The organism is Burkholderia sp. MSMB1459WGS (genome assembly GCF_001534535.1).
Classification (GTDB): Bacteria; Pseudomonadota; Gammaproteobacteria; order Burkholderiales; family Burkholderiaceae; genus Burkholderia.
Map to the genome: position 1 here is coordinate 71,633 of NZ_LPMU01000064.1, position 13,553 is coordinate 85,185.

14 protein-coding genes and 4 tRNA genes are annotated in these 13,553 nt (G+C 66.6%); 6 read left to right on the forward strand and 12 right to left on the reverse strand.

The genetic code is table 11. The features are described 5' to 3' along the window. The first annotated feature begins 159 nt into the window (after positions 1-159). Positions 160-1,158, forward strand: coding sequence for a lipopolysaccharide heptosyltransferase I (waaC, locus tag WT97_RS25110; RefSeq protein ID WP_060033524.1), 999 nt, complete (start codon positions 160-162; stop codon positions 1,156-1,158). 19 nt (positions 1,159-1,177) lie between these two features. Here waaC and WT97_RS25115 read toward each other — a convergent pair whose 3' ends face one another. The 9 genes from WT97_RS25115 to rph form a co-directional block, all read right to left on the reverse strand. Then, complete coding sequence (locus WT97_RS25115; protein WP_059499925.1) at positions 1,178-1,357, reverse strand: hypothetical protein; 180 nt, start codon at positions 1,355-1,357, stop codon at positions 1,178-1,180. Positions 1,358-1,462: 105 nt separating this feature from the next. Beyond that, positions 1,463-2,773 (reverse strand): MFS transporter, encoded by a 1,311-nt coding sequence (locus tag WT97_RS25120; RefSeq protein ID WP_059499926.1) that lies wholly within the window; start codon positions 2,771-2,773, stop codon positions 1,463-1,465. Between the two features lie 302 nt (positions 2,774-3,075). Further along, complete coding sequence (locus WT97_RS25125; RefSeq protein ID WP_060354610.1) at positions 3,076-3,567, reverse strand: energy transducer TonB; 492 nt, start codon at positions 3,565-3,567, stop codon at positions 3,076-3,078. A 316-nt stretch (positions 3,568-3,883) separates the two neighbouring features. Then, on the reverse strand, positions 3,884-4,177 hold the full coding sequence (locus tag WT97_RS25130) for a hypothetical protein (RefSeq protein WP_059499928.1): 294 nt from the start codon (positions 4,175-4,177) through the stop codon (positions 3,884-3,886). A gap of 347 nt (positions 4,178-4,524) precedes the next feature. Further along, positions 4,525-4,917, reverse strand: coding sequence for a hypothetical protein (locus WT97_RS25135; RefSeq protein WP_034206673.1), 393 nt, complete (start codon positions 4,915-4,917; stop codon positions 4,525-4,527). Positions 4,918-5,058: 141 nt separating this feature from the next. Further along, positions 5,059-5,146, reverse strand: a tRNA-Ser gene (locus WT97_RS25140). A 44-nt stretch (positions 5,147-5,190) separates the two neighbouring features. After that, entirely contained in the window at positions 5,191-6,405 is a 1,215-nt protein-coding gene (gene hemW / locus WT97_RS25145; RefSeq protein ID WP_059791578.1) for a radical SAM family heme chaperone HemW, read from the reverse strand. Between the two features lie 34 nt (positions 6,406-6,439). Next, on the reverse strand, positions 6,440-7,066 hold the full coding sequence (gene rdgB / locus WT97_RS25150) for an RdgB/HAM1 family non-canonical purine NTP pyrophosphatase (RefSeq protein WP_059499952.1): 627 nt from the start codon (positions 7,064-7,066) through the stop codon (positions 6,440-6,442). Beyond that, positions 7,059-7,799: a ribonuclease PH gene (rph, locus tag WT97_RS25155; RefSeq protein ID WP_060354611.1), complete on the reverse strand. Its 741-nt coding sequence runs from the start codon at positions 7,797-7,799 to the stop codon at positions 7,059-7,061. The genes rdgB and rph overlap by 8 nt, the downstream gene beginning before the upstream one ends. 173 nt (positions 7,800-7,972) lie before the next feature. Here rph and WT97_RS25160 point away from each other — a divergent pair, with 173 nt between their 5' ends. From WT97_RS25160 to WT97_RS25175, 4 genes are all read left to right on the forward strand, one after another. After that, a complete protein-coding gene (locus tag WT97_RS25160; protein WP_059499954.1) occupies positions 7,973-8,896 on the forward strand; it encodes a YicC/YloC family endoribonuclease in 924 nt (307 codons plus the stop codon). A 7-nt stretch (positions 8,897-8,903) separates the two neighbouring features. Continuing rightward, positions 8,904-9,587, forward strand: a complete 684-nt coding sequence (gmk, locus tag WT97_RS25165) for a guanylate kinase (RefSeq protein WP_046545150.1) — start codon at positions 8,904-8,906, stop codon at positions 9,585-9,587. A gap of 58 nt (positions 9,588-9,645) precedes the next feature. Then, entirely contained in the window at positions 9,646-9,849 is a 204-nt protein-coding gene (gene rpoZ, locus WT97_RS25170) for a DNA-directed RNA polymerase subunit omega (RefSeq protein ID WP_006025620.1), read from the forward strand. 63 nt (positions 9,850-9,912) lie between these two features. Beyond that, a complete protein-coding gene (locus WT97_RS25175; protein WP_060354612.1) occupies positions 9,913-12,279 on the forward strand; it encodes a bifunctional (p)ppGpp synthetase/guanosine-3',5'-bis(diphosphate) 3'-pyrophosphohydrolase in 2,367 nt (788 codons plus the stop codon). Positions 12,280-12,473: 194 nt separating this feature from the next. Here WT97_RS25175 and WT97_RS25180 read toward each other — a convergent pair. The 3 genes from WT97_RS25180 to WT97_RS25190 form a co-directional block, all read right to left on the reverse strand. After that, positions 12,474-12,550 (reverse strand) — tRNA-Arg (locus WT97_RS25180). A gap of 61 nt (positions 12,551-12,611) precedes the next feature. Then, positions 12,612-12,688: transfer RNA gene (locus tag WT97_RS25185), tRNA-Arg, on the reverse strand. A gap of 61 nt (positions 12,689-12,749) precedes the next feature. Further along, positions 12,750-12,826, reverse strand: a tRNA-Arg gene (locus WT97_RS25190). A gap of 129 nt (positions 12,827-12,955) precedes the next feature. On the opposite strand from WT97_RS25190, the gene greB reads away from it, so the two are divergent. Beyond that, the gene (gene greB, locus WT97_RS25195) at positions 12,956-13,522 is read left to right on the forward strand and encodes a transcription elongation factor GreB (RefSeq protein ID WP_059499957.1); all 567 of its coding nucleotides are present in this window, start codon (positions 12,956-12,958) and stop codon (positions 13,520-13,522) included. Positions 13,523-13,553 lie beyond the last annotated feature (31 nt).

Below are 13,553 nucleotides of genomic sequence, written 5' to 3' on the forward strand. Positions count from 1 at the left end.
AGAACCGGATGCCGGCGGGGACGACAAAAGCCCGAATGGGGCGACAAAAATTCACAAAACAGATGCAATTTGTTGCAAATGTAATGCTCGCGTAATGTCTGCACATAGCAACCGTCGTTAGCATGCCGAGATGGCCAGTCGAGGATTCCCCCGCAAATCGTGAAACGCATCCTTATCGTGAAAGTGACGTCGCTCGGTGACGTCGTCCAGACGCTGCCTGTCGTTGCCGACCTGCATCGCGCCTTCCCCGGCGTGACGGTCGACTGGGCCGTGGACGAATCGTGCGCAGAGGTCGTACGCTGGCATCCGGGCGTGAGCGTCGTCCTGTGCGCGCCGCTGCGCCGCTTCAAGAAAATGCGCAACGCCGGTGACCTGAAGGCGATCTCGGCATCGATCGGTGCGTTGCGTGCGCATCGGTACGACGCGGTCATCGATCTGCACGGCGTCTACAAGAGCGCGATCATTTCGTCGCTGGCGCGCGCCGCGCGCCGCGTTGGCTATCAGACGCAGGATCTCGGCGAAACGGGCGCGCGCTTCGCGTATTCGCACCGTTTCGGTCCGCGACCGGACTGCGATGCATGGCACGGGATGCGCGTGAGTGCCGGCGAAGCGCTCGGCTACGTGCCCGAAGGGCCTGCCGCGTACGGCATCGTCGCGCCGCGGGACGCGAGCCTGCCAGCCGCCGTGACCGACGGCGGGCCGTTCATGCTGCTGTTCCATGCCACGTCCAACCCCGACAAGAAGTGGCCGGCCGAGCATTGGGCCGCCCTTGCCACGCAGATGATGGCGCGCGGCGTGCGCGTGCTGCTGCCGTGGGGATCGGCGGCCGAGCACGACGATGCGCGGGATATCGCCGCCCGTGCGCCGGGCGCGATCGTGTTACCGGCGATGACGGTGCGTGAGCTCGGCGCGGCGCTTGGCCGGGCTGCGCTCGTGGTGGGCGTCGATACGGGGTTCGTGCACATGGCGCATGCACTGCAGCGGCCGACCGTGATGATTTTCGTCGCGACGTCGCGCCACCATTGCGGCATCGGCGGTGCGCCGACGGCGCTGTCGATCGGCGAGCCGGGCGCGATACCGACCGTCGGCGAGGCGCTGGACGCGATCGACACGGTCTGCCCGGCCTACGGCGCGTTGCGCGCGCGGCTGTCCGCCTGACGCGGCGCGGCGGCCGCGATCAGGCCAGCAACATCTCGACCGTGACGACGGCGGCAATGGCCGCCAGATTCGCCAGCAGCGCCTCGAACACGAGGCCGCGCCAGGTCTTCGGCCGGAACCGCAGCGCGAGCAGTAGCGCGCCACCCAGCGCGAGTGCGAGGATCAGGACGAGATCGGCGTTGGCGAGGCGGATATTCATGGCGGCGGCTCCTGTCGGGGGCGGGATCCGAGGGCGCGTAACGACGCGCCCAGGATCGAGTATAGAGAGCGCTCGCCGTCGCACAACCCGGGCCGCCCCGGAGGGTCAGACGAGCGACGCGTCCCGCGTTTCGCGCATCAGCAGTACGCCGATCAGGCTGATCGCCGCGGCCACCGACACATAGCCGCCGACCCACGACAGCCCGCCATGCGCAGCCAGCAGTTGCGCGATATACGGTGCGATCGACGCACCGAGAATCCCGCCGAGGTTGTACGCCACGCCCGCGCCCGTATACCGGACGTTGGTCGGGAACAATTCCGGCAGCAGCGCGCCCATCGGGGCGAACGTCACGCCCATCAGGAACAGCTCGATCGTCAGGAACAGCGCGACGAGCGGCATCGAGCCGCTGCCGAGCAGCGGTTCCATCGCGAATCCCGACAGCAGCGCCGCGATCGCGCCGACGACCAGCACCGGCTTGCGACCGAAGCGGTCCGACGCCCAGGCGGACAGCGGCGTCGCGAGGCCCATGAAGACGACCGCGAAGCACAGCAGACCGAGGAAGCTCTGACGCGGAATATGCAGTGTCGACACGCCGTACGACAGCGAGAACACCGTCGAGATGTAGAACAGCGTGTAGCAGACGACCATCGCGAGCGCGCCGAGCAGCGTCGGCTGCCAGTGCTGCGTGACGAGCGTCGCGACCGGCACGCGCACGCGCTCGTTGCGATCGAGTGCGGCCTGGAACGCGGGCGTTTCGGTGATCTTGAGTCGCACGTACAGGCCGAGCGCGACGAGCACCGCGCTGACGAGGAACGGGATGCGCCAGCCCCAGCTGCGGAACTGCTCGTCGGACAACGACAGCGCGAGCGCGAAGAACAGCCCGTTCGACATCAGGAAGCCGACCGACGGCCCCAGTTGCGGGAACATCCCGAACCAGCCGCGCTTGCCCTGCGGCGCGTGCTCGGTCGCGAGCAGCGCCGCACCGCCCCATTCGCCGCCGAGGCCGATTCCCTGGCCGAAGCGCAGCACGCACAGCAGTACCGGCGCGAGCGCGCCGATCGCGTCGTAGCCGGGCACGAAGCCGATCGCGGTGGTGGACACGCCCATCACGAGCAGCGATGCGACGAGCGTCGATTTGCGGCCGATGCGGTCGCCGAAGTGCCCGAACAGGAACGAGCCGATCGGGCGCGCGATGAACGCGATGCCGAACGTGACGAACGCGGACAGCGCCTGCGCCGTCGCCGAGCCGTGCGGGAAGAACACGGGGCCGATGACGAGCGCGGCGGCTGTCGCGTACACGTAGAAATCGTAGAACTCGATCGCGGTGCCGATGAAGCTCGCGAACACGATGCGCCGGTGGCTGACGGCGCCGGCCGAACCGGTTGCGTGTGCAACGGCCGGGGGGGATGCGGACATGGATGTCTCCGTTTTGTCGTTGGGGCGGTCGGCCGAGCATGCACTCGGGCAGGCGCTTGCCTGCCGGGAGCAGCCGGGCAGATGATGATGCGGATGACGCGGTGGCGGCGTGGACGCGCGCCGTGGCGCGGACGTCACCCGCCGGTCGACGATGGAGACGGGTACGTCGCCGCCCGGTGCCGGCGTGGTCGGCTCGCTTGCCGGGTGGGGCGCGCGAACGCACGCGCGGCGTGATGGCCGCGCGAGTGCGGAAAATTATAGCCACCGCCGCCGCTCACCCGCAATCGGGTCGCGGCGGCGCGTCAATCGATCGATTGCGCCTGCGCGGACGCGGTGCTTTGCAGCTGGAAGTGACCGTCGTCGTTGAAGAGCCAGCCTTCCATCAGTTCGAGCCGGCCGTTGCCGTCGAGCAGCCGCGACGGCGGCGCCGGCAGCGGGGCCGAGCGGCGCAGCGACGCGAGCGCGAGCGCTTCCGCTTCGCTGTCGCCGTTGCTGCGATAGACGGATGCATTGATGACGCGGCCGCTGCCGTCGACGGTGAAGGCCACGACGACGAGCGAACGCAGCATGGCCTGCGGTGTGCCGTGCAGCATCCCGGACGGATTGCGTTCGGCGACACGATGGGCGACCTCGACGCGATACTGGTCGAGGCTGCCGCTGCGTGTGACGGACGGAATCGTCAGGACCGAGCGTAGCGACGAAGGTGGCGTGATCGTGCACGCGGCAAGCAGGGCGACGGCGGCCAGCGCGGCAACACGCAGCCGGGAGACGCGCGGACGGAGAAGGGGGCGCATGAGGTGACGGCCAGGAGGGACGATAAAAAAATGATAGGCGCACCGACGCGACGCGATATGGGGAGAAACGCATAGCGCGCGGGACCGGTTGCTGCGATCGCTGATGATGGCCGCCGGGCGCCGCGTCGAGCAACGTGCGTGTGCATGGTGCGCCCCGATGTGACGCGACATGTGACAGCGCCATATCGGGGTACGCGCGTGTTGCGAAGTTGAAAGCCACGGCATGCCGCGATCGTCCGGGCGGGCGGCGCGCTCGGACGATGCGGCAATTTCGGCTGGCCGTCCGCGCGATCGCAAGCGATGCGGGCCGGCCGCGTCAGAAGCCGTGCGTCACGAGCGACAGTACCGACAGGTCGGGATGTGTGCCGTCGATGATGCTCTTGCCGATGTGCACGGCTTCGTGGGCGGCCTCGTCGAGGCTCGCGAAGCTTTCCTCGCCGTCCGCGTGGAACGGCACCGCATGGCCGGGCAGCGCGGGATTCGCACCCGGATGACATACGTAGCCGGTGTAGGTATAGCGCGTGTCGCTGCCGGGCACCGCGGCCGGCACGACATGGATCTCGAAGCCTTCGTAATCGACGTGGTTCGTCGCGGTCGACAGGTCGGTCATGGCGATCTCCGTGTGCCGTACGCAAGGGTGGCGCGTGCGGCATCGAATACGCGGCGGCGTTCGTGTCGCCGTGTTGAACGAATTCTAGGCGATGGCGGGGTGGGTCGGGAGGCGTGCGGCGGTGGTGCGGCGACTTCCGGCCGGGTGCGCATACCATGCCGATTCGGCGCCGACGATCGGGCGCCGATTCCATTGGCGAGCGACGGAAGCGGGGATTGTCGTATTGATCGCGTGCGGCGCGTTCGTGTACGGCGCCGCCGCCCCGGCCTGCCAGCCAGGTGCCGTGCAGGGCACGGCGCAAACGCGCGTTCCGACTCGATCGACAGGCGTGTCGCCCCGCGACATCGCTACTTGCAGCGCGCGTCCTTGCGTTGCACGACGACGATCACCGGATACTTCTGGCCGTGATCGAGTTCCACGCGCGCGACGACGGTCAGCGTCGCAGGATCGGAATCGTCGTATACGCTGACCTGTTCGTTGCGAAGGTAGGTCACGCCGGTGCAGTTCGACGTGCGCCCGTCGTCGCCCACCTTGCACTGAAGCTCGTTGTCCTTCAGGTAGTTGTACGGCGACGGACTGGCGAGGTATTCGCTCAGGCCGCGCGGCGAACCGCCGACGCCGGTTACGTACGCGATCGCGCACGACGCCTGTGCGTCGCTGCCGGCGGCGGTGTCGGCCGCTGCATGCGTGCTGACGGTGGCCAGCACGGCGACGAGCGACGAGACGAGGAAGGGCTTCATGACGTGGATTTCCCGTTTCGCGAATCGGAGCGCGGGATTGTAACGGCATCCGGCGGGGCGCGTCGGAACGTGGGGAGCGCACGTGTGCGGCCAAACAAAAACCCCGTCATTCCGGGAATGGACGGGGTTGGGCGAACTTCCTGGCGGAAGCGGTGAGATTCGAACTCACGGACAGTTTCCCGTCGCTGGTTTTCAAGACCAGTGCCTTAAACCGCTCGGCCACGCTTCCACACGAGGCGGCATTGTAACCGAAATGCCGCCGGGTTCATCCGGTCAGTCGTCGCGCAGGAACAATTCCTGCAGATCGTTGAGGAAACGCTGGCCGAGCGGCGTCGGCGCGATCCGGGTGAAATCGCGTGTGATCAGTCCGCGCCGCTCCGCTTCCTTCAGCGCCGGCTCGATCGTGCTCATCGGCAGGCCCGTGCGTTCTACGAAGCTGTGCACGGGGAAGCCCTCGACGAGCCGCAACGTGTTCAGCATGAATTCGAACGGCAGGTCGCGCGCGCCGACTTCACGCTCTTCCTGCACGGCCGTGCCGGCCTTCGCCTGCTCGATGAAGGTCGCCGGATGCTTGTAGCGCGCCTGCCGCAGGATCCGGTTCGGGAACGACAGCTTCGTGTGGGCACCCGCGCCGATCCCGAGATAGTCGCCGAAGCGCCAGTAATTCAGGTTGTGCTTGCACTGATGATTCGGCTTCGCGTATGCGGACACTTCGTAGCGCTCGTAGCCGGCTTCGGCCGTGCGCGCATGAATCCATTCCTGCATGTCGGCCGACGCGTCGTCGTCGGGGACGACCGGCGGGAACTTCGCGAACAGCGTATTCGGCTCTAGCGTCAGGTGATACAGCGACAGGTGCGGCGGCGCGAACGACAGCGCGGTCTCGATGTCGGTGCGGCATTCGTCGAGCGTCTGGTTCGGCAGCGCGAACATCAGGTCGAGGTTGAAGTTGTCGAAATTCTTCGCGGCGATCTCGACGGCCGCGCGTGCCTGCGCGGTGTCGTGAATCCGGCCGAGCGCCTTCAGGTGCGCCTCGTTGAAGCTCTGGATGCCGACCGACAGGCGATTCACGCCGCTCGCGCGGAACTGCGCGAACTTCGCGGCTTCGAACGTGCCCGGATTCGCCTCGAGCGTGATCTCGGCATCGGCGTCGAGCGGCAGCAGCGCACGCACGTCGGACAGCATCCGATCGAGGCCGGCCGCCGACAGCAGGCTCGGCGTGCCGCCGCCGATGAACACGGTATGCACCTGCCGACCCCACACGAGCGGCAGCGCCTGCTCGAGGTCGGCACGCAGCGCGTCGAGATATTCCGCTTCCGGAAACCGCTCGCCTTTCCATTCGTGCGAGTTGAAATCGCAGTACGGGCACTTGCGCACGCACCACGGGAAATGCACGTACAGCGCGAGCGGCGGCAGCGACGTGAGGCGCACCTGGCCGGGCGACGTGAAGGTCGCGACAACGCGTGCACCGGTTTCCGCGGCCTGGCTCATGCCACCTCCTGCGGCGAAGCGATATCGGGGACGGTCATGCTTCCTCCGCGAGCCGTGCGAGCAGCGCCTTCAGCGCCAGCGCGCGATGGCTGTGCGTGTTCTTCACGGCCGGCTCGAGTTCGGCGGCCGTCGCGCCGAGCGACGGCAGGTAGAAATACGGGTCGTAGCCGAATCCGTGTTCGCCGCGCGGCGTATCGACGATCTCGCCGGCCCAGCGCCCTTCGGCGAACAGCGGTTCCGGATCGTCCGCATGGCGCACGAGCGCGAGCACGCAGCAGTAGTAGGCCCGCCGGTCGTCGACGCCGCGCAACTGCTCGACGAGATACGCATTGTTCGCCGCGTCGCCCTTGGCGCGGCCCGCACGCTGCGCATAGCGCGCCGAATAGACGCCCGGCGCGCCGCGCAGCACGCGCACGCACAGGCCGGAATCGTCGGCGATCGCCGGCAGCCCGGTGAGCCGCGACGCGTGGCGCGCCTTGGTCAGCGCGTTCTCGATGAACGTGCCGAACGGCTCTTCCGCCTCCGGCACCGCGAGGTCGCCCTGCGGGACGATCTCGATGCCGACCGTCGAGAACAGCGCGGTGAATTCGCGCAGCTTGCCCGGGTTGTTCGATGCGAGCACGATGCGCGACAGCGGCGCGAGGGTGAGGTCGTCAGGCATGGCTCGTGCCCAGGACATCTTTCTGCAACCGCACGAGCTCGGCGATCCCGCCCTGGGCGAGGTCCAGCAGCGCATTCATCTCGGCGCGCGAGAACGGCACGCCTTCGGCCGTGCCCTGCACTTCGACGAAGCCGCCCGCGCCCGTCATCACGACGTTCATGTCGGTGTCGCAGCGCGAATCTTCCGCGTAGTCGAGATCGAGCACGGGCGCGCCTTCGTACACGCCGACCGAGATCGCGGCGACATGGTCGGTGATCGGCGAGCGTGCGAGCTTGCCGGCCGCGATCAGCGTCGACACGGCGTCGTGCGCAGCGACGAACGCGCCGGTGATGCTGGCCGTGCGCGTGCCGCCGTCGGCCTGGATCACGTCGCAGTCGATGTGGATCGTGCGCGGGCCGAGCGCCTCGAGATCGAATACCGCGCGCAGCGCGCGGCCGATCAGGCGCTGAATTTCCTGCGTACGGCCCGTCTGCTTGCCGCGGGCGGCTTCGCGGTCGCTGCGCGTGTGGGTCGCGCGCGGCAGCATCCCGTATTCGGCGGTCAGCCAGCCTTGCCCGCGCTCGCGCAGGAACTCGGGCACGCGTTCGGCGACGCTTGCGGTGCAGAGCACCTTGGTGTCGCCGAATTCGACCAGCACGGAGCCTTCGGCGTGTTTCGTGTAGTGGCGCGTGAGGGCGACCTTGCGCAGTTCGTCGGCGCGGCGGCCGCTCGGGCGGAAAACGGAAGACGTCATGGGGAAATCGCGGAAGGGGAGGAAACCCCGATTTTAGCGCCGAACGGCGGGCGTGCCCGGCGGGACGGTCCGCAAAAATGGGATAATGCGCGCTTCCCGCCCCGCGCCTTTCGATGCGCCGGGCGCCTCGATGTATTCCCCGCCCGCGAGGGCACCAGACGGCGAGACGAACCATGATCTACAGCATGACGGGCTACGCGAGCGCGACGCGCGAACTCGCGACGGCCACCGGCAACGGCGGCACCAGCGTGTCGGTCGAACTGCGCACCGTGAACTCGCGCTTCCTCGATCTCAATTTCCGGATGCCGGACGACGTGCGCGCGTGCGAACCCGCGCTGCGCGAAATGCTGATGAACAAGCTGTCGCGCGGCAAGGTCGACGTGCGCATCAACCTGCAGCGCGGCGAGCAGGGCATCGGCGCGGGCGCGCTGAATCAGTCGGCGCTCGGCCAGCTTGCCGATCTCGAACGCGCGGTGCTCGATTCGTTCCCGGGCGTCGGCCGCCTGCGCGCGGGCGAAATCCTGCGCTGGCCCGGCGTGCTCGCCGAGAGCGGGGTGTCGGCCGACGCGATCCGCGACGCGGTGCTCGCATGCGGCAAGGAAGCGATCGCCGAGCTCGTCGTCGTGCGTTCGCGCGAAGGCGCACAACTGGCGACGATGCTGCTGTCGAACGTCACCGAGATGGAAGCGATCGTCGCGCGCATCACGCCGCTCGTGCCGGAGCTGATCGCGAAGCACCAGCAGAAGATCGTCGAGCGGCTGCAGGAAGCGCTCGGCCTCGCGGCGCCCGAAGGCGGCTCGACGGTCGTCACGCGCGAGGAAGCCGCGGAGCGCATCCGTCAGGAAGTGACGATGTACGGCATCCGGATCGACATCGCGGAAGAGTTGTCGCGGCTCACCGCGCACCTGAACGAAACGCGTCACGTGATCGAGAAGGGCGGCCGCGTCGGCAAGCGTCTCGACTTCATGATGCAGGAACTGAATCGCGAAGCGAACACGCTCGGCTCGAAGGCGGCGGCGAAGGAACTCGCCGACGCGTCGATGGCGCTGAAGCTGCTGATCGAGCAGATGCGCGAGCAAGTGCAAAACCTGGAGTAAAAGCAACATGACCGAATCCCATCGCGACGGCCACGCGTCGCATTCGCTGCACGGCGGCGTCTATCCCGGTAACCTGTTCATGGTCGTCGCACCGTCGGGTGCCGGCAAGTCGACGCTCGTGAATGCGCTGCTGTCGAAGGACAGCGACATCTGCCTGTCGATCTCGTACACGACGCGCAAGCCGCGCCCGGGCGAGCAGGACGGCCAGCACTACCACTTCACGACCGTCGAGGATTTCCGCGCGCGTCACGCGGCGCACGAATTCCTCGAGAGCGCGGAAGTGCACGGCAACTACTACGGCACGTCGCGCGTCTGGATCGAAGAGCAGATGAAGAACGGCCACGACGTGCTGCTCGAAATCGACTGGCAAGGTGCGTTGCAGGTGAAGAAGCAGTTCCGCAACGCGGTCGGCATCTTCATCCTGCCGCCGTCGCTCGATGCCCTCGAGGAGCGCCTGAAGAAGCGCGGCCAGGACGAACCGAACGTGATCACGCGACGCCTGCTGGCCGCCGGCAGCGAGATCGCGCACGCGTCGGAAGCGGAATACGTGGTGATCAACGAGAATTTCGAGCGTGCGCTCGCCGAACTCGAATGCATCGTCGCGGCGACGCGCCTGCGTTTTGCTTCGCAGTACGCGCGACACACGGAGCTGTTCATCGAGCTCGGCATCCATCTGCCCCACGCGGAATGACGCGGGGCACGAGGGACATAAGGTAGAATAAGGACTATATTCAGAAGGAATTACCAACATGGCTCGCATTACCGTCGAAGACTGCCTGAAGCAAATCCCGAATCGCTTCGAACTGGCGCTCGCCGCCACTTATCGCGCGCGGCAGCTCGCGCAAGGCCATACGCCGAAAATCGAAAGCCGCGACAAGCCGACCGTCGTCGCGCTGCGCGAAATCGCCGCCGGCCAGGTCGGCGTCGAGATGCTGAAGAAGGTGCCGGTGTAACGCGCATCCGGCCCGTTCCAGCCATGTAGTCCACGCGCGCAACGACTCGACCTGGAGGCGAATATGAGCACCACCCCATCGTCCGCCTCCGCGGATCCGACCACCGAAGCCCCGGCCCAGTCGCCTGCGCGCCAGTACATCGACGCGGTCCTCGAACAGTCCTTCCGGCATCTGTTCGGGCCGACCGCCACGCCCGAGCAGCCGCGCAAGCACGGCGTCGTTTCGATCGCGAAACTGACGGCCGTGCTTGCCGAATATCTCGCTCCGGACGAAATCAAAGAGGTCAAGGCGGCGTTCCACTTCAGCGACGAAGCCCACCTCGGTCAATATCGCCAGAGCGGCGAGCCCTACATCACCCATCCCGTCGCCGTCGCGGAAATCTGCGCCGGCTGGAAGCTCGACGCGCAGGCCGTGATGGCCGCGTTGCTGCACGACGTGATGGAAGACCAGGGCGTGACCAAGAACGAGCTGGCCGAGCGGTTCGGCCCGAAGGTCGCCGAGCTGGTCGACGGCCTGTCGAAGCTCGACAAGATGGAATTCCGCAGCCGCGAGGAAGCGCAGGCGGAAAACTTCCGCAAGATGCTGCTCGCGATGGCGCGCGACGTGCGCGTCATTCTCGTCAAGCTCGCCGATCGCCTGCACAACATGCGCACGCTCGGTGCGGTGCCGATGGAAAAGCGCCGTCGCGTTGCACGCGAAACGCTCGACATCTACGCGCCGATCGCGCACCGGCTCGGGTTGAACAACACGTATCGCGAGCTGCAGGACATGAGCTTCGCGAACTTCAACCCGCATCGCTACGCGACACTCGAGAAGGCCGTGAAGGCCGCGCGCGGCAACCGCCGCGAAGTGATCAGCAAGATCCTCGAGGCCGCGCAGCGCGCGATGGCCGACGCGAAGATCGACGCCGAGATCACCGGCCGCGAGAAGACTATCTACAGCGTCTACCGCAAGATGCGCGACAAGCAACTGTCGTTCTCGCAGGTGCTCGACGTGTACGGCTTCCGGGTCGTCGTCGACAGCCCGCTCGACTGCTACACGTGCATCGGCGCGCTGCACGCGCTGTACAAGCCCGTGCCCGGCAAGTTCAAGGATTACATCGCGATCCCGAAGATCAACGGCTATCAGTCGCTGCACACGACGCTCGTCGGCCCGTTCGGTGCGCCGATCGAGTTCCAGGTGCGCACGCGCAAGATGCACGAGATCGCCGAGGCGGGGGTCGCCGCGCACTGGCTGTACAAGAACGGCAGCGCGGATCTCAGCGACGTGCAGAAGCGCGCGCATCAGTGGCTGAAGTCGCTGCTCGACATCCAGAGCGAAGCTGGCGATTCGAGCGAATTCCTCGAGCACGTGAAGATCGACCTGTTCCCCGACGCGGTCTACGTGTTCACGCCGAAGTCGAAGATCATGGCGCTGCCGCGCGGCGCGACGGCGCTCGATTTCGCGTATTCGATCCACAGCGATCTCGGCAACCAGTGCGTGGCCGTGAAGATCAACAACGAGCTGCTCCCGCTGCGCACCGAATTGAAGAGCGGCGACATCGTCGAGGTGATCACCGCGCCGTATTCGAAGCCGAACCCCGCGTGGCTCGGCTTCGTGCGTACCGGCAAGGCGCGCTCGGCGATTCGCCACTATCTGAAGACGATGCGCCTGAACGAGTCCGTGCAACTGGGCGAGCGGCTCGTCGACCAGAGCCTGAAGGTCTATGGTCTCTCGCTGGCCGATATCGAGCCGGAAGTGTGGGAGAAGCTCGTGCAGTGGACGGGTAACAAGAGCCGCCAGGAGATCTTCGCGGACATCGGCCTCGGCCGTCGCGTCGCCGCGGTGATGGCCAAGCGCATCGAGGTGCTGATGAGCGGCCGCGACGCGGACGACGATCTCCCGAAGTCCGAGCGGCATCCTGCGCATCACGCGCCGCCGGTCGTGATCACCGGCACCGAAGGGATGTCCGTGCAGTTGTCCGCCTGCTGCCGGCCGATTCCGGGCGACGCGATCATGGGTTACATCGGCATCGGTCTGGGTATGGCGATTCATACGACGGATTGCCGTGTCGCGCAGCGCATCCATCGCCGCGATCCGGGGCGCTGGATCGACGTCGAGTGGGCGCCGCAGCCGGGCCGCCTGTTCGATGTCGCGGTGAAGGCGCTCGTGAAGAACACGAAGGGCATCTTTGCGCGCGTCGCGGCGGACATCACGTCGGCCGACGCGAACATCGTCCATATCGCGATGGACGAGGATCTGACGCACGAATCGACGGTGCTGCGCTTCGTGATCCAGGTCAGCGACCGCGTGCATCTCGCGAACGTGATGCGGCGCGTGAGAACCAATCCGGACGTGATGCGGATCATGCGCGAGCGTTCGACCGACGACGGTGCGCACACGCGCCATGACGGCGGCATGCGTATCGAGCGCGAGCGGCAGGATTACTGACGCCGACGCGCGGGGGCGGGCGAATTCGACGATCGACGGACGGCGGCCTATGGCCGCCGTTTTCATTGGGGGGCTGCCGAACGTGCGGCCGACGTTGCCGGCGCTTTGCCGAGGGCGCCCGGGCCGATGGCGCGAGCGAGGGAAGGCGAGCGCAAAAAGAAAAAGGGCTTTCCCGGAGGAAAGCCCTTTTAAGGTGGCGCGGCTGGCAGGATTCGAACCCACGACCCCTTGGTTCGTAGCCAAGTACTCTATCCAACTGAGCTACAGCCGCACGCAAAACGGTACTGCTTCAACTGTCGGGGCCTTCTGCGATGGGAAGGCCCCCAAAAAAGTGGCGCGGCTGGCAGGATTCGAACCCACGACCCCTTGGTTCGTAGCCAAGTACTCTATCCAACTGAGCTACAGCCGCACGCAAAACGGTACTGCTTCAACTGTCGGGGCCTTCTGCGATGGGAAGGCCCTCGAAAAAGTGGCGCGGCTGGCAGGATTCGAACCCACGACCCCTTGGTTCGTAGCCAAGTACTCTATCCAACTGAGCTACAGCCGCACGCAGAAGCGGAAGTATAGCAGAGTCGTATAAAAAGGGAAGCCTTATTCGCGAATAAGGCGGCATGGCCTCGGTCGGCCGCCCTTCGTGTACCCTTGGGGGATCGGTCATTCACGTTGAATCTGCATCATGAACAAGGCGTTTGTCAAAGAGTCGGACGGTGACGACGACGATCTCGACCAGGCTCAACCCGCGATTCCGGCGGGCGCGAAGAACTACATCACGCCGGCCGGCCACAAGCGGCTGCGCGACGAGCTGCTGAACCTCATCGACGTCGAGCGTCCCGAGGTCGTGCGGCTCGTATCGTGGGCCGCGTCGAACGGCGACCGGTCGGAAAACGGCGACTACATCTACGGCAAGCGGCGGCTTCGCGAGATCGACCGCCGGATCCGCTTCCTGACGAAGCGGCTCGACCTCGCGGAAGTCGTCGACGCGAGCCGGCAGGAGAATGTCGATCAGGTGTTCTTCGGCGCGACGGTCGATTATGAGACGCCGGACGGCGAGGATCACACGGTGACGATCGTCGGGATCGACGAGGTCGATCTCGACCGCGGCTGCGTCAGCTGGATTTCGCCGGTCGCACGCGCGCTGATCAAGGCGAGGATCGGCGATACCGTCACGCTGATGACGCCGGCCGGCCCGCAGCCGATCGATATCCTCGATGTGCGTTACCCGGCCGCGGACAGCCGGACGTGAACCGCATGGTCGGCGCTGCGCCGGGCCGTCC